This is a genomic window from Chryseobacterium oranimense (genome assembly GCF_900129755.1).
Classification (GTDB): Bacteria; Bacteroidota; Bacteroidia; order Flavobacteriales; family Weeksellaceae; genus Chryseobacterium; species Chryseobacterium oranimense.
The window spans coordinates 273,653-297,753 of the sequence record NZ_FQWT01000002.1 but is presented as its reverse complement, the minus strand read 5'-3'; the positions used below and the strand labels follow the sequence as shown (position 1 = coordinate 297,753).

Below are 24,101 nucleotides of genomic sequence, written 5' to 3'. Positions count from 1 at the left end.
ATTATAAGCTGAAATTACATTTATACTATACCTAGTAAAAGTAGTTTAGAAATTAAACTTAGATTTGTTTCAATTTATACATCTGATTAAGATAATATATTTTACGAATATTTTTAAGAAATTGCATAAAATGTAGATTCCGAAAATTATATAAGGCAACTTTGTAATTTGCAGGTAGACCGTTATAATGACAGTAGTTTAAGTAGTCAGAAATTAATAAATGAATGAAAGATGCAGGGAAATATTTTGAATGTTTGATAATAATTAGTTCGCGGAAATGATTGTAGGCTGCTTTCTTTCGTTGATCCATTGTTTCAGAGCCTGATATACTTGATCCTGAAATTCGCACTAAGACTTTCGAATTGTGGCAGTATAAAATATCTTTATAATTAGAAAAAGATAATAAAGCAATTTCATCACTCCCCCAAGCAAGAGGTATTTTTTCAAAACGAAATTTGTAATACATTTTCGTTTTAAATATATTTTCTGAAAGGCTGCTTTTAACTAAGCCTTTATATTTTTTAATTATAAATTCTACAGCATTTAAAATATCTACTTTATAGTCAAATGTTTCAATATGCTTATTATTCTCATCAATCCATTCATGGACAAACTTTATAACGGAGATATTTTTATTCTCAGCTGTTTGAATATTTTTATAGAATTCCTCCACAAAATTTTCAGAGATCATATCATCATCCCCTAGAATCTGGAACCATTCTTCTTTCACATTTTCTAATATTCTTTCCCATTGCAGGGCTAGGTTTTTACCACCTAGATTATCCTTGTAACTGAAATAAAAATAGCTTTCAGGCTGAAGGTATTTTTCAATGATGCTGATGGGATCATTGGGGCTGGCATCATTGCCTATATATAAAACGAAATTCTTGTTGGTTTGTGCTGCAACAGACTTAATGGTTTCCTCAAAAAAATCTATTTTATAGTAAGGAATAACTATGGCAAGTTTGTTTTGATGATTCCGTAATGTCATCTCACTAAATTTTTATAGGTTAACATTTTCTTTTCAATCAAATGCCATGATGCATACGCTAGAATATAGGTGATGATTATACTTGCCAACATTAATGGTAGTGTTCCAAGTCCAAAATAATACATGAGCGCTTGCTGAACTATAAATGCATAAATGTATACGCCATAAGAAATATCTCCTATTTTCTCACCTATACTGCTTATATATTTATCTTTGTTGACTCCAATGAGTAAAATTAATAAAGGTAAAAGAAACGGGCTTACATATTTATAGAATCCAAAATACAAAGACATTATTAATGATGCAAAAAGCAAGCATCTTACCAAAAAATTATTAATTTTCTGAAATTTAATAAATACCAATACACTTCCTGCTATGAAATAAGTACAAAGTCTGTAAAATTCAATAGGCAACAGGTATATTTTTTTCATTGTATTTCCTAAAAAGTGAGTTTCAGTAATCGAACAATAAAAAGATGAAAGAAAAATAATGATAACTATAACTTTGAGATACTTGTATTTACGAAGAGGAAATAAAAGCAATAAAGCAATATACATGGTAAATTCATAGGATAAAGACCAGAGACTACCATTAATTGCCCTTGGATAAGGATTGCTCTCAAAAATACCCTTTACCTCATATTGTATTTTGTATAATGAAAGTGCATTTGGAAAATAGCTCCAATATGTTTCTTCATGAAATATGTTTTTACCCTGATACACTATAGGAAGAAATAGCATAGTGAGCAATAATAATATTAGGTAAGCGGGGTAAAGACGTAATATCCGTTTCCACATATATTCTTGTGGGGTTTTACTGCGTTGTAGGCTTGTCATAATAAGGTAGCCGCTCATAATAAAAAAACAGTTTACAGATAATGACCCTAAACTTAACTGCCCTTTAGTTAATTCATCAATGATTTCAGGTTTATTGGTTAATGGATAGGAATGTGATATGATTACCAAACTGGAAAAAAGTAGACGAAGAAAATCAAAATTATTACTTCTATTATTAATATCTATGATTTTATCCATTGTCTATTTTTTAAACCTTTTATAAATTTTTTCGACAATTTTATGTCTCCTTGTTTTTAATAATTTGTCATTTATTATGTATTGATATTCAACCTGAGACATTGCATTTTGGAAGTTTCTATAAAATATTGTTTTTATAATAGGATCTTTTTCATTAGAATATAGATTAACATAAAGTGAGATATTTGCTTTAAGTTGTTTAAAGTTATCTAATGAACTGAAAATTCCCACACCATATCTATATACACACATTGTTTCATCTAGGTATCCCATTTTACCATGGTTGGCGAGAGCCAAATATAGAAAATAATCTCCGATAGGGGAATTTCTGAATTCTAAGCTTTGATATTCAGTAAGACTGATATTTCTGAAAACGACACTAGGAGTATGGATATAATTAGAGTTTTCTGCCAAGGTTCTCCTTAGCTCATAATTTTCAGGAATTTTTGTGATAAAATCATCAACAACTTCTCCTGTAGGTTTTAGAATTTTAACTTTATGAAAACACAAAACATAATCAATGTTACTTTCTAAAAAATCGACTTGTTTTTGGAGTTTTAAAGGATTTGTCCAGTAGTCATCTCCCTCACAAATAGCGACATATTTTCCTTGAGAGTTCTCTAAAACTATACGTTGATTTTCTGCTGCTCCTATATTATTAGGATGAAGTAAAAGCTTAAATTTTCCCGGATACAGTTTTTGATAGCTAAGTAAAATTTCTCGGGAATTATCTTTTGAGCAATCTTCTCCAACTACAATATCATAGTTGAAATTTGTTTTTTGCTCCAGTAAACTATCAAGACAATCTTTTAAATATTGCCCATGATTATATACCATTACAAATATGCTAACGGTAGTGTTTTTAAGTTCGGAAAGCCGTAATAACATTTTAACATTACCCGGATTCTCCTCAATAACTACAAAATTATTCCTTTTATAGGATTCTACAGCTGCAATATTTTCAGGCTTTACATATAAATATATTTCAGAAAGCTTCAATACTTCTTTAGCATAGTAAAGTATCTGGTAGGTTGCCAATTGGGAGATTCCTTTTCCCCAAAAGTCTTTATTACCGATAAAAATATGAAATTCAGCAGCATTATTTTCAATATTATTAAGGTGAACATTTCCGATATATTCGTTATCACATAAAATAGCAAACCTTTTACTTTTTTCATCCTGAAGAACTTTCACAATCCACTCGGATTCTATTTCTTTGGTAATTTCTATATCGGGACGGGAGCCTGTATATTTCCAAACTTCCGGATCGTTTCTCCACTGATATGAAATAAGTGCATCTTCTTTTTGAAGAGGTCTGATTAAAACATTATACATTTTCTAAAATTTTTCTCATATCATTAATAGAGTATCGCTGATCTATAGGAAGTGCTATAATTTCTTCTGCCAAAATGTAGGAGTTGGTCTCTTCACTACACCATTCAAAAACATTGGGCCAATAAGTGGCACAATAAATTTTCTTATTGATAAGTTGCTTTTTGAGATCTTTATTTTTAGTTCTAAACGGATAGATCATTGGGACTGAATCTTCTGAAATATCAATCTTTAAAAGATTATTTTCTTTTAATCTTTCATTTAGAAATGCAAAATTTTCTTTTCTTCTTTTTTTTATATCATCAAAATTTAAGGTAGAAAGAATTTTTTTGGTAAGATTGGACATTAATTTTATGGGCTGGTTTTCCAATGATCTATCATTTGCACAGAAATCAATGTAGGCTTCTTCAGCAGACAGATCTATTCTTTTCAAAAGATGGCTCATTCTATCATAACTTTGATCTCTTTCAAAATCCGAATTAATTTTTTTATCACTACTTAAAAAACCGCCATCGGCTACCCCTACAAATTTTCTTGGAGAGTAAAAGGTATCTACACCTGTTATTGGTAAAGAGAAAAACGACTGAGCATTATCTATTACTATTTTATTAAGAAATCTTTCACACAGAATATTGATAAATTTATCTTTTATCCCAAAATAGTTAGTGTACAAAAATATTTCAGAATCTTTTATTTTAGAATAATCAAATATTGGTTCCAGGTTGAAATCTATATCATAGAATTCGTAGTTAATGTTAAGTTTTTTGATGGGTTCTAAGAGGACATCACAAGTATAATATGCAAGATAAATTTTTGTGCTTTTTCTCGCCAATAGAATATATTCCAGACAGTTTCTGGCAGAGTTTAACTCAATAAAATCCTTATCCCAATTATTTATTGTATTGGGAAGTTCCAGCTCAAAATATCCTCCTATTGATTTTGTACTCATTAAATTAATTCAAACTTGTCCAACATATCATTTATTTCCTCCGGAGAATTAAACATCATTAGATCTATTATGGATAAGCCACTTTCAAAGGACTCTCTTTTTTGATCATAATGAGGAAGTTCCATTTTTTGGAAAGAAATGTCTATATTATTAGCTTTATATTTATCTCTTTCAAAAAAATCTATTCCGCCAATAGGATTTATATAGTGTAAATTACCATTTACCGGAAGTTTTTTACAGATATTTAAAGCCCATTCATCAGGTGCAGTAGGTTTTTCAATTTCAAGATTCATCTTGGAAAATACAGGAAGATCTTTGTAGAATCCTAAATATTCACATATTTTTTCTAATGAATTTTTATTTAAGCTAACGATGTCATTGTAATCTTCTTCAAATATTTGATTTATTACCTTAAGCGTTTTGTAATAATAAGGAGCCTTTTTCTTGTAAATCTCCAACTGAGATAAAATTTTGTTTTTCCAGTTTTGCGAATTATCAATAAAACAATCTTTTATAAGGGTCTCCCGGGGACTTTTTACTAAAGGTACCTGTACGTATAACCAGCCTTCATTTTGTTTCAGGATTCTATTTCTTTCTATCCAGCCATGTTTTATAAATTGAACAGGATCAAAAAGAATAAAAAGATCAGAATGCTTAATAAGACTTATATAGCCAAGATATGGTAAAAAATAAGGCTGCATTATCGCTACTTTCATACTAATCGTTATTTTGTATTCTTAACATTAATCTTGCAATATATTCAACTTCTTCAAATGTGAGATCATAGTAAAACGGAAGACACAAAACCCGTTTGGCAATATCTTCGGTAATGGGAAGTTCCAGTTTTGGCAAATACGGCAATGCGGAAGCTAAACTCGGATAAAAATATCTTCTTGTAAAAATTTCCTGTTTATCCATCTCATTTTTTAATTTCAATAATAATTCCTCACTTTCCAAAACAACAGGATAATAAGAATGATTATTATTAGCTTTTGAATGCCAGAGAGGTCTTATAGAACGTAAATTTTTAAGTTTTTCATTGTAGAGCTCTGCGAGTGCTTTTCTTTTTTCGTGTATCTGGGAAATGTATTTTAGATTAACAAGTCCCATGGCGGCATGAAATTCTGAATTTTTACCATTAAGACCCAATTCCGAGAATGAATCGAAGCCTGCAATTCCGAAGTTTCTGATGTAAGCCAGCTTTTTTAATAATTCAGGGTCTTTTGTAATTAATAAACCTCCTTCAATACTATGGTAAAGTTTTGTAGCATGCAGAGAACAGGTGGAGATATCTCCATATTCGAAAACGGATCTGCCGTTTATTTCTACTCCGAAAGCATGGGCTGCGTCATAGATCACCTTTAGATTATGTTTCTTTGCAATTATGTCTATTGCTTCCACGTCACATGGATTTCCATAAACATGGGTTGCGAGAATTGCGCTGGTTTTTTCCGTGATGGCTTCCTCAATTTTTTTAGGATCTATACATAAGCTTTCGGCATCGATGTCAACAAAAACAGGGGTACATCCTTCCCAGACAATTGAACTGGTGGTTGCAATAAAAGAAAACGGAGTAGTAATTACCTCACCCGAAATTCCCAATGCTTTTATTGCCATCTGGATGGCAACAGTTCCGTTGGTTACAAACAGCACATGATTGAGCTTTAAATGATCTTTAAGCTCCATTTCAAGCTGGCTGGCCAGTGGCCCCATATTGGTAAGCCAGTTTCTTTTCCAGATACCGTCTATATATTTTTCATATTCTTCCTGAGGTGGAAGAAAGGGTTGTGTTACGGGAATCATAAATAAATTTTATTGTAAAGTTATGATATTTTCGCTATCAAGCTCAAACGGTATCCATTGTTCTTTTTCTCCACCTATCGTAAATTCCAGAATATTATTGATCCGAAGATAAGGGGATTCTGTGGCAGGATTATACAACCCTACATCCATAATATATTTTCCTAAGGTAAAAAGAGGATTTTTTACAGTCGTTTTATAAACAATTTTGGTGGATTGTTTTATATCTCCCCGGTATTCCTGAACAGAGATTCCGGCAATTGGCTTTTGTTCTTTATCTTTAAATTCAAGATATAAAGTCGGTAATTCATCAATAGGTTTGTTGATCCTGAATTCAAAAGCAAGATTAAAGTCCTGATTACGGTGTATTTCATTATTGATAAGATCCGTTTGTACGGAGATCAATTCTAAAATACCATTGTCGTATACTTTATTTTCGCTATTGTTTGAGAACTTGTTGTAATAAAGCTGTATTCCTTTTCCTATTTCGTTTCCCTGATATTCAACTTTACCATGATCCATTAAGATTATTTCGTTGCAGATGCGGGAAATCATAGGCATACTGTGGGAAACAAAGATTACGGCTGTATGAGGAAGCAGTTCGTCAATTTTACTAAAGCATTTTAAAATGAACCCTAAGTCTCCAACTGCTAAAACTTCATCAACAATAAGAATATCCGGCTCAAGATGAGCTGCAACAGCAAAACCTAAACGCACCTTCATTCCTGAGGAATAGTTTTGCACGGGAGTATCTATAAAATCACTTATTTCCGAAAAATCTATTATAGATTGTATCTTTTCTTCAACTTCTTTTTTAGTAAATCCTAAAATAGAGGCGTTGTTATATATATTTTCCCGACCTGTAAGTATCGGATTAAAACCGGCGCCTAATTCTATCAGTGCTCCTATTTTTCCTTTCATGACAATCTGCCCTTTATCCGGAGCATATAAGCCGTTTAGAACCTTTAAAAGAGATGATTTTCCGGCACCGTTATGGCCAATCAAGCCAATGCATTCTCCCCTTGCCAGTTCAAAGCTGACATCTTTTACAGCCCAGAATTCCTGGGGGCGTAATTCTTTGTTTATTGATAAACCAAGTGTACTGCGGATAATATCTGAAGCCCCATATTTAAGTGAACTCTTCAGGTTTTTGCTGAATTTTTTAGATACGTTCTGTACCGAAACTAATACTTCTCTTTCTTTTTCCATTATCCTGCAATTTTTTCAATAACTATTGGCATCGATTTTCTAAAAATAACCAGACCGATTAATAAAACAATAAAGCTGACGGCCGTTAAAATAATTGTGAACATCAAAGAATGTATTTCTGCTCCTACCAAAGTATTTCGGGTATCATTAATTAAATAAGTTAATGGGTTAAACTTAAATAAAAATTTAAAAACCCCTATTGTCGGTACTGCATATACAACAGGCGTAAGATACATTAAAAACGGAATGCCCGTAATTAATATTTTGCTTATATCTGTGTAGATTAATCCTAACGGTGTGATAATCAGGCCTATGGTAAAAGCGAAGATGGTTATTGCTAAAATGTAAAAAGGAAAAAGAAGCAAATTCCAGGAAGGAGAGATATTATAAATTATCAGAATCCCTATAATAGGCACCATTTTTATAATTAAATTGAAAATAGAGGTGTAAAAACCTTTCATTAACAACGCTTCTTTTGGAAAATTGATTTTTGAAATAATCGATTTTCCTGAATTTACTGAAGTAATAGGACTTTGGATAGTTTCCGCGAAGATGCTCCATATGGTGGTTCCTAGAATAACAAAAACAGGATAAGGTGTTCCTTCAGGAGTACTTACTTTTACCACGCCTGCGCCATTCAGGAATAACCAAACCAGGGAATTTATAATGACAGGGGCCAGGATCCAAAAGAAACCCAGCAAAGACTGTCTGTGCTGAGATTGTATATCTCTTTTGGTCATTTGATAGGCTAAAAAATTAGAGGATTTAATATCCCGCCAAATTGACTTAAGCTCCTTGAAAAAATGTGTTTTTTTATCAGATGTATATACTACGGTTTTCAAAGTAGATTTTTTTTACAAATTTATAATAATTAAATATCTTCACATTTTCAGGTTTATAGAGTATTGTTTATGTAAACCAGAAAACAACAACTAATGTACGGGTATTTGTTGTTACAGGTAGAAACTATTAATCATAACGATAAATGGTTTGTAAATATTTAAAATAGAATTGCTGTTTATTGATGATTTTAGCTATTCACCCCTGTCCGCTTTCCAACTTTTCGGCTGTTTCATGCAGCTTGCCTTCATTGGCTAATGAACTATGCAATTGATTTAAATCCTTGTCTTTCTGAAAAATGGTTTTCTTATCTGAAGGACAAATTATTTTTCAATTGCATATAATTCATAAATTATGATATTGTATTGGGAAACGTGGGAATGAGATGAATTTAAAGCTACATTCGTAGAGATTTTCGAAAGATTCTGAAATAATTATGGACCCTGTCGGTTTTATCCAGCTTTTGTTGTGTTTCATTCATTTGTATAAGGTTTTTGCAAATTTAAAATAATTAATTCTTATTCAACTTTTTGGGGAGTGAAAAATTGTTCACATAAAGTAGAAAATAACAACTAATATATTAATATTTGTTATTATGAACAAAAAACTATTAGCTGTAAAGCCAATAGTTTTTTAAATTTATAATGCGAATTATTATTTGGAGACGGATGTTTAGACACATTCCGTAATAACCTATTCTGGATTATTCACTTCACCTAGAAGCTGTTAACGGCTTCTATGATTGCCTGGATCTCTTTTTCTTCTAAAATGGAAGAAATAGGAAGGCTCAGTACTTCCTCATGCATTTTTTCTGTAACAGGGAATGAAAGATGGTTGTATTCTTTGTAAGCTTCCTGTTTATGCGGTGGAATAGGATAGTGGATAATGGTGCTGATCCCCTTTTCAGTTAAATAAGCCTGTAGTTTGTCCCTTTTTTCCGTTCTTATCACAAAAACATGCCATACATGTTCATTTTCATCGGCAGGATTTTCGGGAAGGATGATTTTCGGGTTGTTGATTTCAGCAATAAAACGCTTTGCTACTTCTCTTCGGGTGCCATTTTCGTGGGCTATATGTTTCAGCTTCACATCCAGAACAGCAGCCTGAATTTCATCCAGTCTGGAATTTAATCCTTTATAAATATTAACGTATTTCTGGTTGGATCCGTAGTTGGCTATTGCACGTATGGCTTCAAACAATTCCTTATCATTTGTGGTTACAGCGCCTGCGTCACCTATTGCTCCTAGATTTTTTCCGGGATAAAAGCTGAAACCTGCAGCATCACCGAGATTTCCTGATTTGATTCCTTTCCATTCTGCACCAATAGCCTGGGCATTGTCTTCTACAATTTTCAGGTTATGTTTTGCCGCTATATTTTTAAGTTCCTCTGAAAAAACAATTCTTCCCTGAAGATGAACAATCAAAATAGCTTTGGTTTTAGGCGTTATTTTCTCTTCAATTTTTGAAATGTCGATGTTATAGGTATTGGCATCCGGCTCTACAAATACAGGAACAAGTCCGTTATCTGATAAAGCAAGTACTGAAGCGATATAAGTGTTGGCCGGTACTATGACTTCATCACCAGGCTGCATGAACCCTAATTCTATATAGGCTCTGAAGATAAGGCGTAAAGCATCCAGTCCGTTGGCTACTCCCAAAGCGTATTCTGAACCGATATATGAAGCCAGATTGGTTTCGAAGTTTTTAAGTTCGCTTCCTAACAGATACCATCCGCTTCGGAAAACACTTAAAAGCCTGTTTTCAATTTCTTCCTGATGCTGTAAATTGACCTTTTGAAGATCAAGGAATTTTATCATAATAATATTTTTTAACGCTCAATTATTTTTTTCTAAGACAGACTGCTCCCCAGGAGTAACCCACGCCAAAGCCTACAAGCATTACATTTTTGGAATCTCTTGTTGCAAATGAATTTTTAAAAGCAATAGGAATGGTCGATGATACGGTATTGCCATAATCCAGCATATCGATCACGAAATTCTCCTGTGGAATATTAATTCTTTTTCTCAGGAAATCCAGCATGAAGGTGTTGGCCTGATGGAAAATGAAAGTATCAATATCACTTTTTTCAAAACCGTTTTTTTTCAGGTTTTCTTCTACAAGGCCGGGAATAGCTTTTGAGGTGAAATCGAAAATCTTCGGACCGTTCATATGAAGATAATTGTCTTTATCCTGTTTGTCTTCTGTTTTTTGATTTCTGACGGCCCCGTTTTTAACGATCAGGTTTTTAGCCCCCTCACCATCAGTTCCCACAGAGAACTTCAGAATTTCATAATCTCCGTCTTCAGAGATCAGGGTTGCGGTGGCTGCATCTCCAAAAAGGCTGATATTGCCTTTGTCGTCTTCATGAATGTGTTTTGAGTAGGTTTCTGCCGTTATCAGCACTGCATTTTTCATCATTTTGGAGTCGATAAGGGCATTGGCTAAGGATAATCCGTAAATATATCCTGAGCATCCCTGGTTGATGTCTATTGCTCCACAAGTAGTATTCAGTCCTGCCTGAGCCTGTACTATACAAGCTGTAGCAGGAAGAAAATAGTCCGGGCTCTGTGTGCAGACGATGAGATAATCTATTGCAGATTTGTCAAGCTGGTATTCCTCAACGAGTTTATTAAGAGCTTTAACCGCAATATCTGAGGTGAATTCATCCTCCCCGGTAATATTTCTGTTTCTGATCCCTATTTTTTCCAGAATTTTATCACTTTCCCAGTCAGGAAATTTTTTCGAGATCTCCTCATTGGAAATGACCTTTTCAGGAATATATGTTGAAATATGTTTTATAAAAGCCATTGTCTTATATTACTGTTTTTTCTCAACAATAAAAGAGTAAAGTTCATTGATGTTTTTGAACGATGTGATCTGCTCGGGCTCAATATCTACTCCATATTCATCCTCGATCATTACCTTGATAACCATAGCCGTGAGCGAGTCCCAGTAGCTTTCCTGGCTATACGCAGTTTCAGGTTCTATTACTGTATCTGTATTTTCCAGCTGAGACTGGAAATTTTTGATAAATTCATTGATTGACATAAGTTTATATTTTAAATTTTTTAAGAATATCCGGAAGTATCCTGTTAAAAGTTTCTCTTTTCAGCAGATAATAATTATTTTCGTCATCACTTCTTACCAGTTCCGGCTGAAAAAGTTTATGATAACTGTTGACTGATGTGTTCTGTTTTCTTACTTCAAACTGAAGAGTGTCGAATTTTAATTCGTTCAGTACGAAATTTTTTACCGCAACATCTACTTTTATAGAATTCTTGATGTTAGAATAATCAGGTTTCGAAACCCAGCTTCCTATTTCAGGCAGTCCGGACTCTATTTTGTAAACCCTGTAGGTTGCATAATCTTCATTTTTTTCATCGACAGCAATAAAATAATATTCTTTTTTCTGCTGCTCACGTTCTTTATAATCCGAGATCCATTTCTTCTGAGCGTCCACATCCTGAGAAGTTTTTGAAATAAATCTTGATTTTTTTTCATCGTTTCTGATGGATACAATAAATTCAGCATCATCAGCCTCAACAAATCTTAGTTTAATTCCTTTATATTCAATTGTCATTTTCTGCTGTTTTATGAAAATTATTTTTGTTGAATGGCCTCTTTAAAGCTTTCGTAATCCCTGAAATAATCTTCTTCATCATATACTTCCGAAGCCAGGCAAAGCAATACTGCATTATGGGAAAACTGGATGTCTCTCCATACCAGTTTGGGAATATATAAACCTTTCGTAGGATGGTCTAAGGTAAAAGTTTCTTTATGACCGTTTTCATCTTCCGTATTAAAAGTGATGGTTCCTGAGACTGCAAATATCATTTGCTGCAGGGCCTTGTGGGCGTGGCCGCCTCGGGTTACATCATGGGGAGTGTAGTAAGTCCAGTAGACGCGTTTTATCTCAAAAGGAACATTGTTCTGCGTTTCGGCAATGGTGATATAGCCCAGCTGAGAGGACCCTATTTTATCGAATGTGATGATTTTTGGTTTATTGTATTCCATTAATGTGATAAAAATTCTTTAAAGCCTCAAAGTTAATTATAAAATTACTATCGGACCGTAGCCTGTTGCCATTATCTACCTATATTTGGAAAATATGCCTCATATGTTCCGGATCAGAAAGGTGTTATATTAAAAACAACTATTAGCCATAAAGCCAATAGTTGCTGAAGTTTTATAAATTATAATTTTTTATTTTCTGACAAGCTGTTTCAGGTATTCCCCATAACCGCTTTTGCCGTATTTTTCAGCTGTTTCAAGCAGCTTCTCTTCATTGATAAACTTATTTCTGAACGCAATTTCTTCAATACATCCAATCTTAAAGCCCTGTCTTTTCTCAATAACGCTTACAAATTCAGAAGCATCATTCAAGGAATCAAATGTTCCGGTGTCAAGCCAGGCAGTACCTCTGTCCAGGACTCCTACCTCTAGTTTCCCTTTGCTTAGATACACATTGTTGACATCCGTAATTTCCAATTCTCCTCTTGCGGAAGGCTTGATATTTTTGGCTATTTCAACTACTTCATTATCATAAAAATATAAGCCGGGAACCGCATAATTCGATTTTGGTTTTGAAGGTTTTTCTTCAATAGAAACTGCTTTAAAGTTATCATCGAACTCTACAACCCCATATCTTTCAGGATCGGTAACATGATAAGCGAAAACAACTCCGCCATCAGGGTTAGTTTTGTTCTTTAGCAGGGTGCCCATTTCAGAACCATAGAAGATATTGTCTCCAAGCACCAGTGCCACAGGATCATTACTGATAAATTTATCTCCTAAAATGAAGGCTTGCGCCAGTCCGTCTGGGCTTGGCTGCACTACGTATTCAATGTTGCATCCGATCTGGGAGCCATCACCTAAAAGCTTAATAAATCCTGGCTGATCGTGTGGAGTTGTAATGATCAGAATATCTTTAATACCTGCCAGTAATAACGTGGAAAGAGGATAATAGATCATTGGCTTATCGTAAACAGGCATCAGCTGCTTGCTTACGGCAATGGTGAGAGGGTAAAGTCTTGTTCCGGATCCTCCGGCTAATATAATTCCTTTCATTTTTTTGTGCTTGTTAATTATATTGATTTTTATAGTATTTTTGGTACTCACCATTAGTGACATTCTCAAGCCATTCTTTGTTTTCAAGATACCAGTCGATGGTTTTAGAAAGTCCTTCTTCGAAAGTCACAGACGGTTTCCAGCCTAAATCTTTATTAAGCTTGGTAGCATCAATAGCATAGCGCTTATCGTGTCCCGGTCTGTCTTTTACAAAAGTGATTAATTTTTCAGAATACCCTTCAGGTTTTCCAAGCTTGGAATCCATTTGCTTGATCAGTTCTTTTACCAGATCAATATTCTGCCACTCGTTGAATCCTCCGATATTATAAGTCTCACCGGTTTTGGCTTCATTAAATATCTGATGAATACCTTTTGCATGATCAATTACAAATAACCAGTCTCTTGTATATTTCCCGTCACCGTAAATCGGCAATGGTCTTTCATTAATGATATTTGAAATACAAAGGGGAATTAATTTCTCAGGGAAATGATTCGGGCCGTAATTATTTGAACAGTTGGAAATGATAAAAGGCATTCCATAAGTATTTCCATATGCCCTTACCAAATGGTCAGAAGCTGCTTTGGATGCAGAATACGGTGATTGTGGATCGTAAGCGGTAGTTTCCAGAAAGAAACCGGTTTCGCCAAGACTTCCATATACTTCGTCCGTAGAAACGTGGTAAAATAAATTGGTTCTTTTTTCGTCAGGAAATCTTCCGTGGGTATGATCCGGGTTGAGAGTCCAGAATTCCTTGCATAAATTAAGAAGATTGGCTGTTCCGTTTACATTCGTGTTAATAAATGCCATCGGGTCTGTAATACTTCTGTCTACATGGCTTTCTGCGGCCAGGTGGACTACGGCATCAGGATTATATTTTTCAAATATTTTTCTCAGCTCTTCAGGTTTTGTAATGTCTGCCTTTTCAAACACATAATTAGGCTCATTTTCAATGTCCTTAAGGTTTTCTAAATTCCCTGCGTAAGTGAGGGCATCAAGATTGATAATCTTAGTATCCGGGTTGTTTTTTACAAATTCTCTTACAACATGAGAACCTATGAATCCGGCTCCGCCGGTAATAATTATATTTTTCATCTGTTAATTTTCTATGGTTTTTCTTCCAATACTTTTATAATGAAATCCATTTTGTTCCGGGATTTCAAGCGGATACATATTCCTTCCGTCGAAAATGACTTTATTTTTCATTTTTTTAGCCATCATTTCAAAATTCGGATTTTTAAACTCGGGCCATTCTGTGGCAATAAATAAGGCATCTGCATCTTCAAGAGCATCATACATTCCTTTTGCATATTGTATCTTATCACCCAGCAGTTTTTTTACATTACTTTCTGCTACCGCATCATACGCAGCAATTTTTGCGCCTTTTTCTAACAAAAGTGCAATATTGTCCAGAGAAGAGGCTTCACGGATATCATCTGTGTTAGCTTTGAAGGCTAATCCCCACATTGCAATTTTTTTTCCGCTGATGCTTCCTCCGAAATATTTCTCGATCTCCGAAACAAGAATTACTTTCTGTGCCGTATTTACTTTTTCTGTAGCTTCTAGAATCTGGAAATTGAAATCTTCCTGTATTCCGGATTTGATGAGTGCTTTCACATCTTTAGGAAAACAGCTTCCACCATATCCTATTCCAGGGAATAAGAAACGGTGCCCAATTCTGTCGTCACTTCCCATTCCCAATCTTACCTTGTCTACGTCAGCACCTACTTTCTCACAGTAGTTGGCTATTTCATTCATGAAGGTGATTTTTACGGCAAGGAATGAATTGGCGGCATATTTTGTAAGCTCCGACGATTTTTCATCCATAAAAATAATCGGAATTCCCGTATTGGTAAATGGCTGGTAAATCTGGGACATTATATTTTTTGCCTTTTCGGAACTGGCTCCTACAACCACTCTTGAGGGGTTCATGGAATCTTCCACAGCAAAGCCTTCTCTTAAGAATTCAGGATTAGAAACCACATCGAAAGGAATGTCTGTTTTAGAAGCGATCACTTCTCTTACTTTGTCTGCCGTTCCTACAGGAACTGTACTTTTATTTACGATAACCTTATATTCCGTCATCATTTCTCCGATATTGTTGGCAACCTGGATAACATATGAAAGATCTGCAGAGCCATCTTCTCCCGGTGGCGTTGGAAGGGCAAGATATATGACTTCACTTTTGTCCAAAGCTTCTTTAAGATTGGTGGTGAAAAATAATCTTTCAGATTGAATGTTTCTTAAAAACATTTCTTCAAGGTTCGGCTCATAGATGGGAACTACGCCGTTTTTCATACCTTCTACTTTCTTTTCATCAATGTCAACACAGTATACTGAATTGCCAAGTTCTGCCAGGGTAGTACCTGTAACCAGCCCTACATAACCTGTTCCTACAATTGTTATATTCACAATGTCTGTTTTTAAATTTTAAGGCAAAAATAATAAAAATACTTTCACCCACCTGTTTAATTTGGTTTAATGAAAAATTTAAGGTATTTACTTGATAACGAAGTAGATTTTGCTTTTTTAGAAAAAATGCGTATATTTGCAGTGGATTTACAGGAAAAAATGGGAAGGCTTCGGAAGAAAGCCTTTTTTCGTACTGGTAAATCAAGACAATTAATGTATGGAGTTTAAAAAAAGAATTGAAGAATTATTAAATGAATTCCTCGAAAGCAGAGAGGATTTGTTTCTTGTGGATCTGAAAATTTCCGCAGGAGATGATATCACTGTAATCCTGGATGGTGATAATGGGGTGACTCTTCAGGACTGCCTTGATGCAAGCCGTGCCGTAGAGTTTAATATGGATCGGGAAGAGCATGACTTCAGCCTTCAGGTAATGTCTGCAGGATTAAGCGAACCGCTTTCTTCTCCAAGACAATACAGGAAAAATATAGGAAGAGAAATTGAAGTATTGCTGAACGATGCTTCCAAGATTGAAGGAGAACTGGCAAAAGTTGATGATGAAAAGATCACACTTATTTTACGCTACCGTAAGCCGAAAGATATCGGAAAAGGGAAAGTGGATGTGGAGGAGGAAAAAGAAATTCCTTACTCTGAGATAAAAAAGGCATTAGTAATAATTAAATTTTAAAAGAAAAAAGAATAGATGGATAATATAGCGTTGATTGAATCCTTTGGTGATTTTAAAGACGAAAAAGGGATCAGTAAGATTGATCTTATGGCGATTATTGAGGATTCACTGAAAACTCTTCTAAGAAAGAGATATGATTCGGATGATCATTTTGATGTAATTGTGAATCCTGATAAGGGAGATTTTCAGATATTTTTAAATAAAACGATTGTAGAAGACGAAATGTCTGAAGATGATGATCTGGAAATTGAACTTTCTGAAGCTAAAAAAATTGACCCTACTTTTGAGGTAGGTGAAGATTTTACAATGGAAATTCCTGTTGCCCAATTGGGTAGAAGAAATATTCTGACCTTAAAGCAAATCCTGGCTACCAAGCTTCAGGAGCATAACAATGCCATGCTTTATGAGCAGTTCAGAGATAAGATCGGGGAAATTGTTATCGGTGAGATCCACCACATCCGCCACAAGCATGTGATCTTATTGGATGATGAAGAAAATGAATTCATTTTGCCGAAAGAAAACCAGATCCCGTCCGACTTCTTTAAAAAAGGCGAAAATATCAGAGCTATTGTTGAAACAGTAGATTTTAAAGGTTCAAAACCTCAGATTATTATTTCCAGAACTGCACCTAAATTCCTGGAGAAGTTATTAGAGCTGGAAATTCCTGAAATCCAGGACGGAACGATTATGCTTAAGAAAGTAGTGAGAATTCCTGGTGAGAAGGCGAAGATTGCAGTAGATGCTTATGACGACAGAATAGATCCTGTAGGTGCTTGTGTGGGAGTAAAAGGGTCCAGAATTCATGGGGTTGTAAGAGAGTTGAGAAATGAAAACATCGATGTGATTCAGTGGTCTAAAAACCCTGAAATCATGGTAAAGAGAGCTTTAGGAAATGTTACCATCAATAAAATTGATATCAACGAGGAGGCAAACTATGCACTGGTTTATACTCCGGTTGAAGAGATTTCCAAAGTAATCGGAAAACAGGGGCAGAATATCAGACTGGCTTCCTGGCTGTCCGGATATGAAATTGATGTTTATAGAGAATCCAGCGAGGATGACGATGTTGATTTGAGAGAATTCAATGACGATATTGAGCAGTGGATTTTGGATGAATTTAAGAAAGTAGGTCTTACTACTGCGAAATCGGTGTTGGATAAAGATACTGAGAGTCTTTTAAATATGGTAGATCTTGAAGAAGAAACTATCGAAGATGTAAAGCGAATTCTGAGAGAAGAATTTGAAGATTAAGATTTTAATGAATTTTAATAAACAGTAAAAAAGAAATACTTTAATTTTAAGAATTAAAAAAAATAGTAAATAATATAGATGCCAAAAATAAGATTAAATAAAGCGGTTAAGGAATTCAATATTTCGATGTCCAGATTAGTAGAATTTTTACAATCCAAAGACTTCGTTGTTGAAAGCAATCCTAACGCTCAATTAGAAGAAGCGGCATATTCTGCATTGGAGGCTGAGTTTGCCAAAGACGGCGAACAGCGAAAAGCTTCCCATGAGGTGGTGATCACCAAAGTTCCGGAAGAAAAGCTGGAAATTGAGGAAAAGAAAACCCCTGAAGTAATAAGAGCTAAAGCAAATAAACCAGAAACTAAAATTTTAGGTAAAATAGATCTTGAATCTAAAGCTCCTGAAGTTGAAGAAGCTCCTGCAGCGCCAGCGCCTGTAGCAGCACCGGTTGAAGAAAAGAAAGAAGAAGTTGTGGCTGAACCGGAAGTTAAAGCAGCTCCTGAAAAACAGGAATTCAAAGTTCTGGATAAAATAGATCTGTCCCAAATAGAATCCAGAAATAGACCTGTAAAAAAAGATAAACCAAAAATGGAGGAGAAAAAAGAAGAGGAAAAACCGGCAGAACCTGTGAAAGAAACTCCAAAGCAGCCTGAGCCTGCAGAAAATAAGGCAGAGCCTCAACAAACTACTGAGTCTGATTCTCAGGAGCCTCAAAAAATAGAAACTGTTTATCAGAAACTGGACGGTCCTAAGATCGTGGGTGAAAAAATTGACTTGACTCAATTTGCACCAAAACCTGGTTCAGGAGCTAAAAAGAAAAGAAAGAGAATTGAAAAACCTGGAGGCCCGAATAACCAACAAGGCCAGGGTAATAACCAAAACTCAGGAAATAATAACAATAACCAAGGTGGTCAAGGAAACCGTCCTCACAATAACGGAGGTCCTGGAGGAAACCGTCCGCAGGGACAGGGAGGTCCTGGAGGGAACCGTCCGCCAGGTCAGGGAGGTCAAGGTGGAAACCGCTTTGGAAATAATCAAGGAAACCGTCCACCAGGACAGGGAGGCGGATTCAAAAAAGGTCCGGGTGGAAACAACAACAGACCTGGACAAAGAACAATGCCTGTCGAGCTTACTGATGAGCAGGTTAAAAACCAGATCAAGGAAACTCTTGAAAAACTTACCAACAAAGGAGGTAAATCTAAATCTGCAAAACACAGAAAAGACAAGAGAACTTACCGTAGAGAACAGGACGAACGTCAGCAGGAGATTGATGCTCAGGACAGAACTTTAAAAGTAACCGAATTTATCACAGTAGGTGAATTGGCGAGTTTAATGAATGTTTCTCCTACAGAAGTTATTTCTGCTTGTTTCTCCCTTGGTGTAATGGTAACCATGAACCAAAGACTGGAAGCCGATACCTTATTGTTGGTTGCCGACGAATTTGGATTTAAAATTGAATTCTCAGATGCTGATCTGGAAGAGATAGAGTCTGAAGAAGATATGGATAGCGAGGAGGATCTTTCTCCAAGAGCACCAATCGTTACGGTAATGGGTCACGTAGACCACGGTAAAACATCTTTACTTGACTACATCAGAAAAACCAATGTTATTGCTGGTGAATCAGGTGGTATTACCCAGCACATTGGAGCTTACAATGTGAAATTAGAAAACGGACAAAGAATTACATTCCTAGATACACCGGGTCACGAAGCGTTTACCGCGATGAGAGCCAGAGGTGCTCAGATCACCGATATCGCAATTATTGTAATTGCTGCCGATGATGATGTAATGCCTCAGACGAGAGAAGCAATTTCTCACGCACAGGCTGCAGGAGTTCCAATGATTATCGCATTAAACAAAGTGGACAGACCAAATGCAAACCCTGATAATATCCGTCAGCAGCTTTCCGGAATGAATATTCTGGTAGAAGAATGGGGTGGAAATGTTCAGTCGCAGGAAATTTCTGCTAAGTTTGGTAATAATATGGATATTCTTTTGGAAAAAGTATTGCTTCAGGCGGAAATGCTTGATCTTAAGGCTAATCCGAATAGAGCAGCTCAGGGTGTTGTTATTGAAGCATCACTGGATAAAGGAAGAGGATATGTTGCGACCATGTTAGTACAAACAGGAACTTTAAGAGTAGGAGATTATGTAGTGGCAGGTAAAAACCACGGTAAGGTAAAAGCAATGCTGGATGAAAGAGGTAGAAACCTTAAAGAAGCAGGTCCTTCAATTCCGGTTACTATTCTTGGATTGGATGGGGCTCCTACAGCAGGTGATAAGTTCAAGGTATATGCAGATGAAAGTGAAGCTAAAACTATTGCCAATAAGAGAGAGCAGTTACAAAGAGAACTTTCGATCAGAACCAAGAAACATACTACGCTTGAGGAACTTGGAAGAAGAATTGCTTTAGGTGAATTCAAGGAATTGAATATTATCCTTAAAGGTGACGTGGATGGTTCTGTAGAAGCATTATCTGATCAGTTACAGAGATTATCTACAGCAGAAATCAATGTAAATATTCTTCATAAAGGAGTTGGGCAGATCACCGAATCTGATGTTAACTTGGCTACCGCATCTGATGCAATTATCATTGGATTTAATGTAAGAGCAGGTGCTAATGCTAAAGAATTGGCTGAGAAGGAAGAAATCGAGATCAGAACATACTCGGTAATTTATGCTGCCATCGATGAGGTTAAAGAAGCGATGGAAGGTATGCTTTCTCCTGAAATTAAGGAACAGGTAATCGGTAACGTAGAGATCAGAGAAGTATTCAAGATTTCTAAAGTAGGTACAATTGCCGGCTGTATGGTTCTTTCAGGTAAAGTAACCAGAAGCTCGAAAGTAAGAGTATTGAGAGATGGTATCGTTAAATTCGATGGCGAACTGGAAAGCTTGAAACGTTTCAAAGATGATGTAAGAGAAGTAACCAAAGGTTATGAATGTGGATTAAACCTTAAAGGGTATAATGACATTGAAATCGGAGATATTCTTGAAGTCTATGAAGAAGTAGCTGTTAAGAAAAAACTAAAATAAAAATTTTTAGTATAAATATAAAAAACCACTTTTCTATGGAAAGTGGTTTTTTTTGTTATCTCTTCTTTGTATTTATATAATTTTTATTGTTTGATTAAATTGTTTTTTAAATTGATAATTTAAATGTAAAAAGATTGTTATTATTTAAGACACCAAAAAGAATATTTAAGATCTATGGTGTCGAATTTAATCAATAAGACAAATCTTAAAATTACCCTGAACTAAAGCATAAAACACTTAAAAGTGTCTAAATTATGCTATGTAAATGTAAGGCTGTAATGCAATTGGTGTACATAAAAAGGATATGAGAACTATAAGAAATGCAATTTGACAATAATTTTTTAATAACTATAAGTGTATGATAACCATCCTTTTTTGTAGGGATTTCGGAGTACTATTCCATTTTAACGTAATTTATATTTGTTCTAAATAATATTTTTTATGTTAATAATAATTTGTTAAAAAAAAAGACATGTGTGAAAAAAAAATATTTATACAAATAAAGGGAGATATTATTACTTAATGGAGATTATTTCACGAGATAGTTAAAAATGAAAAGCAAAACAAACCTACGGTTTCCTAAGACGCTATATTTGTCAGTGTTAATATTTATTAACATATTTGCTAATTAAATATATTAAAATTTGTTAATATGAATGTTAAACTACGTGTATTGAGTGTTGGGGCATTGTTCTTCATTGGAACTACTGCTTTTGCACAAAAAACGAAAAAAGACACAGCTACTACAGAAATTGATGAGGTAGTAATGGTTGGATTCGGACAGAAAAAAGCTGTAAAGGAATTAACTGGAGCTGTAGGTACAATGAAAAGTGATGCAATAAAGGACGTTCCTGTAGCGTCTGTGGATAAAATGCTTCAAGGTAGAGTTTCCGGTGTTCAGACGGGGAATGCATCGGGGCAGCCAGGAGGTTTTGCATCGGTTCGTGTAAGAGGTATTGCTTCTGTAAATGGTGGTGTAAATCCAATTTATGTAGTAGATGGAGTCAGAGTACAGAGTGGAGATTTAACAACTGGAGCAACAACTGCGAATATTCTAGCTAACCTAAATAGTGATGATATCGAAAGTGTGACTGTACTTAAGGACGCTGCATCTACTGCAGTATATGGAGCAGATGCAGGGGCAGGGGTAATTGTTATTACAACGAAATCCGGAAAGAAAGGAAAACCAAAGATTTCATTAAACTTTGAATCTGGAACAAACTCACGTGCGATTGAAGGAATGAGAGGGTTAAATACAGAGCAGTATAGATATCTACTTGCTAATGCTTTAGCCAATTATGACGGTGTAACTCCTGAAGAAGTTTATGCAGATGCAGCAACAGGAGGATATGGTGCTGTAGCACAAAATATTTATACGACTTCTAACAATACAAACTGGAGAGATGTAACTAGCAGAAGCGGATATCAGAACTCTGTAAATGCATCAATTAGTGGAGGAAATGATAATATTACTTATTATAACTCTGCTAACTACTTTCTTCAGGAAAGTGAACTTAAGGGATCTGACTTCAAGCGTTTAGGTTTTACTTCGAAAATTGATTATAAAGCTACAGATAAATTTAAATTTGGAACTGATATTCAACTTTCATACAGTAGAATTAATACATTGCCAAATGGAGGAGGATTTGCAAATCCAATTTTATTTGAATTATTTGCAAGACCTACAGACCCTGGATATAATGCAGATGGAACATATTATTTAGGAAACAGTGGAAGATTAAGTAATAACCTATTTAACTCTGGATATGTTCAAGATAACAATTATTTCAGAGCTTCTACTGCAAGGGTTTTTGGGAATATATATGGAGAGTATCAGATTTTAAAAAACTTATCATATAGAGTAGTTTTTGGAACTGAACTAAATAATATAGAAAACGATACTTATTATAATCCAATCCATGGAGATGGCTATCAGGTAAATGGTAGAAAAACGGAATCTACAACGAGATATTTTAACTGGAACTTACAAAATATCGTTAATTACAACTTTAAAGTTGGTGATAAAAACAGATTCAATATCTCTGCTATTCAGGAAGCTTATCAAAGAAACATGAGATATGTTGCTGGACAAGGTGTAAATGTAGGTTCTCCAAACTTGGAAACATTGAGCAACTTTATTAAGCCGGTATATGCAAGAGGTGAAAAGTCTGTAAGCTCAAGAAATGGTTATGCAGCAGTAGTGAACTATGATTATGATAAATTAATCTTAGTTGATGCTTCCGTAAGAAGAGATGCATTGTCAAACTTTACCCCAGGTCAAAAATGGGGAACTTTCTACTCAGTAGGAGTAGGAGTTGATTTAGCGAGACTCCAATTTGTAAAAGATTGGGAAAAAATTTCTCAATTTAAATTAAGAGGATCATATGGTAAAGTAGGAAATACAATCAGTAGTATTCCATATTCTCTATATGAATATACAGGAAACTATAATGATAATCCTGCTGCAACACTAAAATATGTATACAATCCCGATCTAAGATGGGAAACTGTAAAACCTTTAAGTTTAGGTGTTGATATGGGCTTCTTCAAAAACAGATTAACTGTTACTGCAGAGTACTATAACAAGAAAACAGAAGATTTAGTATTTAGTGTACCTTTACAAATGTCTCAAGGTTTACCAATTCCATCAGAAAGTACTTTAACATATCCTTTTAAAGATGTTAACGTTGGATCACTAGTGAACAAAGGTTTTGAATTTACAGTTAATTATGATGTAGTTAGAGGAGAAGACTTTAATTTAAGCATCGGAGGTAACTTAAGTACATTGAAAAATGAAATTACCTCATTATATGGAGGTCAGGATGTAATTACAGGATCCACTATCCTTAGAGAAGGTGAAGGTATCGGAACCTTTTATATCAGAAAATGGGCTGGGGTAGATCCTACAAATGGAGATCCATTATGGTATAAAAACGGTATGGATGGAGAAACTACTAACAAATATGCTGAGGCAGGACTTGCTGTGCAAGGAAGATCATATTCAAATGTATTTGGAGGGGTGAATCTTAATGTATCTTATAAGAACTTTACATTATCAGCTTTAGGAACATTCGGATTCGGTGGTAAAGTATTAAATGACTGGGCTTCTTATACACAATCTGATGGCCAGTATGTATTTTCTTATCCAGGTTCCACAGACGCACTTGATTTCTGGACACCTTCAAACCCTAATGCTGCCAATCCAAAGCCTGTATATTTAAATGCAACAAACTCAAATAGAAGTTCTACAAGATTTTTGGCTAAAACAGATTACTTAAGATTGAGTAATATTAGAGTTGGTTACAAGTTTACAAGTAGTATGTTAAAAGGAACAGGTCTTAACGGATTTGAAGTATATGCTCAAGGGAACAACATCTTAACTCACCGTTATGATAAAAATCTTAAGTTTGACCCAGAGAACAACTTAAATGCAACTAATAACCTTAACTTACCAGTACAGAAAACAGTTTCATTAGGGTTTAATCTTCAATTTTAATTAG

The 24,101-nt window shown here is 34.8% G+C and carries 21 protein-coding genes; 5 read left to right on the top strand and 16 right to left on the bottom strand.

Features of this window, described 5'->3' with window-relative positions:
* Nucleotides 1-58: 58 nt before the first annotated feature.
* From BUB03_RS07895 to BUB03_RS07820, 16 genes are all read right to left on the bottom strand, one after another.
* A complete protein-coding gene (locus tag BUB03_RS07895; protein ID WP_073061749.1) occupies nt 59-991 on the bottom strand; it encodes a glycosyltransferase family 2 protein in 933 nt (310 codons plus the stop codon).
* Nucleotides 988-2,025, bottom strand: coding sequence for an acyltransferase family protein (locus BUB03_RS07890; protein WP_073061748.1), 1,038 nt, complete (start codon nt 2,023-2,025; stop codon nt 988-990). Before BUB03_RS07890 ends, BUB03_RS07895 begins: the two co-directional genes overlap by 4 nt.
* Before the next feature lie 3 nt (nt 2,026-2,028).
* Nucleotides 2,029-3,360: a GNAT family N-acetyltransferase gene (locus BUB03_RS07885; RefSeq protein WP_073061745.1), complete on the bottom strand. Its 1,332-nt coding sequence runs from the start codon at nt 3,358-3,360 to the stop codon at nt 2,029-2,031.
* Entirely contained in the window at nt 3,353-4,306 is a 954-nt protein-coding gene (locus tag BUB03_RS07880; protein WP_073061742.1) for a hypothetical protein, read from the bottom strand. The genes BUB03_RS07885 and BUB03_RS07880 overlap by 8 nt, the downstream gene beginning before the upstream one ends.
* Nucleotides 4,306-5,022 (bottom strand): WbqC family protein, encoded by a 717-nt coding sequence (locus BUB03_RS07875; RefSeq protein WP_073061739.1) that lies wholly within the window; start codon nt 5,020-5,022, stop codon nt 4,306-4,308. Before BUB03_RS07875 ends, BUB03_RS07880 begins: the two co-directional genes overlap by 1 nt.
* Nucleotide 5,023: 1 nt before the next feature.
* A complete protein-coding gene (locus tag BUB03_RS07870; RefSeq protein ID WP_073061736.1) occupies nt 5,024-6,109 on the bottom strand; it encodes a DegT/DnrJ/EryC1/StrS family aminotransferase in 1,086 nt (361 codons plus the stop codon).
* A 9-nt stretch (nt 6,110-6,118) separates the two neighbouring features.
* Complete coding sequence (locus BUB03_RS07865) at nt 6,119-7,315, bottom strand: ABC transporter ATP-binding protein (RefSeq protein ID WP_073061734.1); 1,197 nt, start codon at nt 7,313-7,315, stop codon at nt 6,119-6,121.
* Entirely contained in the window at nt 7,315-8,055 is a 741-nt protein-coding gene (locus BUB03_RS07860) for an ABC transporter permease (protein WP_139258800.1), read from the bottom strand. Before BUB03_RS07860 ends, BUB03_RS07865 begins: the two co-directional genes overlap by 1 nt.
* An 816-nt stretch (nt 8,056-8,871) precedes the next feature.
* Entirely contained in the window at nt 8,872-9,972 is a 1,101-nt protein-coding gene (locus BUB03_RS07855) for a DegT/DnrJ/EryC1/StrS family aminotransferase (protein WP_083538880.1), read from the bottom strand.
* Nucleotides 9,973-9,994: 22 nt separating this feature from the next.
* Nucleotides 9,995-10,963 (bottom strand): ketoacyl-ACP synthase III, encoded by a 969-nt coding sequence (locus BUB03_RS07850; protein ID WP_073061729.1) that lies wholly within the window; start codon nt 10,961-10,963, stop codon nt 9,995-9,997.
* 9 nt (nt 10,964-10,972) lie between these two features.
* Complete coding sequence (locus tag BUB03_RS07845; protein WP_040993457.1) at nt 10,973-11,203, bottom strand: acyl carrier protein; 231 nt, start codon at nt 11,201-11,203, stop codon at nt 10,973-10,975.
* A 4-nt stretch (nt 11,204-11,207) separates the two neighbouring features.
* Nucleotides 11,208-11,735: a GNAT family N-acetyltransferase gene (locus tag BUB03_RS07840; protein ID WP_040993458.1), complete on the bottom strand. Its 528-nt coding sequence runs from the start codon at nt 11,733-11,735 to the stop codon at nt 11,208-11,210.
* A gap of 20 nt (nt 11,736-11,755) precedes the next feature.
* Nucleotides 11,756-12,169 carry a sugar 3,4-ketoisomerase gene (locus BUB03_RS07835; RefSeq protein ID WP_040993459.1) on the bottom strand — a complete coding sequence of 138 codons (414 nt, stop codon included), beginning with the start codon at nt 12,167-12,169 and terminating at the stop codon, nt 11,756-11,758.
* Between the two features lie 189 nt (nt 12,170-12,358).
* Nucleotides 12,359-13,222, bottom strand: coding sequence for a glucose-1-phosphate thymidylyltransferase RfbA (gene rfbA / locus BUB03_RS07830; RefSeq protein ID WP_073062703.1), 864 nt, complete (start codon nt 13,220-13,222; stop codon nt 12,359-12,361).
* Between the two features lie 13 nt (nt 13,223-13,235).
* Nucleotides 13,236-14,315 carry a dTDP-glucose 4,6-dehydratase gene (rfbB, locus tag BUB03_RS07825; RefSeq protein ID WP_073061726.1) on the bottom strand — a complete coding sequence of 360 codons (1,080 nt, stop codon included), beginning with the start codon at nt 14,313-14,315 and terminating at the stop codon, nt 13,236-13,238.
* Nucleotides 14,316-14,318: 3 nt separating this feature from the next.
* Nucleotides 14,319-15,632 carry a UDP-glucose dehydrogenase family protein gene (locus BUB03_RS07820; RefSeq protein ID WP_073061723.1) on the bottom strand — a complete coding sequence of 438 codons (1,314 nt, stop codon included), beginning with the start codon at nt 15,630-15,632 and terminating at the stop codon, nt 14,319-14,321.
* Nucleotides 15,633-15,701: 69 nt separating this feature from the next.
* Here BUB03_RS07820 and BUB03_RS21840 point away from each other — a divergent pair, with 69 nt between their 5' ends.
* The 5 genes from BUB03_RS21840 to BUB03_RS07800 all read left to right on the top strand — a co-directional run bounded on the left by BUB03_RS21840 (nt 15,702) and on the right by BUB03_RS07800 (nt 24,097).
* Entirely contained in the window at nt 15,702-15,860 is a 159-nt protein-coding gene (locus BUB03_RS21840) for a hypothetical protein (RefSeq protein WP_155859075.1), read from the top strand.
* A complete protein-coding gene (gene rimP / locus BUB03_RS07815) occupies nt 15,850-16,317 on the top strand; it encodes a ribosome assembly cofactor RimP (RefSeq protein WP_040993462.1) in 468 nt (155 codons plus the stop codon). The genes BUB03_RS21840 and rimP overlap by 11 nt, the downstream gene beginning before the upstream one ends.
* A 15-nt stretch (nt 16,318-16,332) precedes the next feature.
* Nucleotides 16,333-17,568 (top strand): transcription termination factor NusA, encoded by a 1,236-nt coding sequence (gene nusA, locus BUB03_RS07810; RefSeq protein WP_048501215.1) that lies wholly within the window; start codon nt 16,333-16,335, stop codon nt 17,566-17,568.
* 78 nt (nt 17,569-17,646) lie between these two features.
* Nucleotides 17,647-20,601: a translation initiation factor IF-2 gene (gene infB, locus BUB03_RS07805; protein WP_073061720.1), complete on the top strand. Its 2,955-nt coding sequence runs from the start codon at nt 17,647-17,649 to the stop codon at nt 20,599-20,601.
* A gap of 652 nt (nt 20,602-21,253) precedes the next feature.
* A complete protein-coding gene (locus BUB03_RS07800; protein WP_040993464.1) occupies nt 21,254-24,097 on the top strand; it encodes a SusC/RagA family TonB-linked outer membrane protein in 2,844 nt (947 codons plus the stop codon).
* The last annotated feature ends 4 nt before the right edge of the window (nt 24,098-24,101 follow it).

Excerpts from the sequence above, each read along its gene's own strand:
- BUB03_RS07840 (WP_040993458.1), bottom strand. The coding sequence starts at position 11,735 with ATGACAATTGAATATAAAGGAATTAAACTAAGATTTGTTGAGGCTGAT.
- BUB03_RS07860 (WP_139258800.1), bottom strand. The coding sequence starts at position 8,055 with ATGACCAAAAGAGATATACAATCTCAGCACAGACAGTCTTTGCTGGGT.
- BUB03_RS07875 (WP_073061739.1), bottom strand. The coding sequence starts at position 5,022 with ATGAAAGTAGCGATAATGCAGCCTTATTTTTTACCATATCTTGGCTAT.
- BUB03_RS07845 (WP_040993457.1), bottom strand. The coding sequence starts at position 11,203 with ATGTCAATCAATGAATTTATCAAAAATTTCCAGTCTCAGCTGGAAAAT.
- BUB03_RS07885 (WP_073061745.1), bottom strand. The coding sequence starts at position 3,360 with ATGTATAATGTTTTAATCAGACCTCTTCAAAAAGAAGATGCACTTATT.
- rfbB (WP_073061726.1), bottom strand. The coding sequence starts at position 14,315 with ATGAAAAATATAATTATTACCGGCGGAGCCGGATTCATAGGTTCTCAT.
- BUB03_RS07890 (WP_073061748.1), bottom strand. The coding sequence starts at position 2,025 with ATGGATAAAATCATAGATATTAATAATAGAAGTAATAATTTTGATTTT.
- BUB03_RS07855 (WP_083538880.1), bottom strand. The coding sequence starts at position 9,972 with ATGATAAAATTCCTTGATCTTCAAAAGGTCAATTTACAGCATCAGGAA.
- BUB03_RS21840 (WP_155859075.1), top strand. The coding sequence starts at position 15,702 with ATGAAAAATTTAAGGTATTTACTTGATAACGAAGTAGATTTTGCTTTT.
- BUB03_RS07865 (WP_073061734.1), bottom strand. The coding sequence starts at position 7,315 with ATGGAAAAAGAAAGAGAAGTATTAGTTTCGGTACAGAACGTATCTAAA.
- rimP (WP_040993462.1), top strand. The coding sequence starts at position 15,850 with ATGGAGTTTAAAAAAAGAATTGAAGAATTATTAAATGAATTCCTCGAA.
- rfbA (WP_073062703.1), bottom strand. The coding sequence starts at position 13,222 with ATGAAAGGAATTATATTAGCCGGAGGATCCGGAACAAGACTTTACCCT.
- BUB03_RS07850 (WP_073061729.1), bottom strand. The coding sequence starts at position 10,963 with ATGGCTTTTATAAAACATATTTCAACATATATTCCTGAAAAGGTCATT.
- nusA (WP_048501215.1), top strand. The coding sequence starts at position 16,333 with ATGGATAATATAGCGTTGATTGAATCCTTTGGTGATTTTAAAGACGAA.
- infB (WP_073061720.1), top strand. The coding sequence starts at position 17,647 with ATGCCAAAAATAAGATTAAATAAAGCGGTTAAGGAATTCAATATTTCG.
- BUB03_RS07835 (WP_040993459.1), bottom strand. The coding sequence starts at position 12,169 with ATGGAATACAATAAACCAAAAATCATCACATTCGATAAAATAGGGTCC.
- BUB03_RS07895 (WP_073061749.1), bottom strand. The coding sequence starts at position 991 with ATGACATTACGGAATCATCAAAACAAACTTGCCATAGTTATTCCTTAC.
- BUB03_RS07880 (WP_073061742.1), bottom strand. The coding sequence starts at position 4,306 with ATGAGTACAAAATCAATAGGAGGATATTTTGAGCTGGAACTTCCCAAT.
- BUB03_RS07870 (WP_073061736.1), bottom strand. The coding sequence starts at position 6,109 with ATGATTCCCGTAACACAACCCTTTCTTCCACCTCAGGAAGAATATGAA.
- BUB03_RS07800 (WP_040993464.1), top strand. The coding sequence starts at position 21,254 with ATGAATGTTAAACTACGTGTATTGAGTGTTGGGGCATTGTTCTTCATT.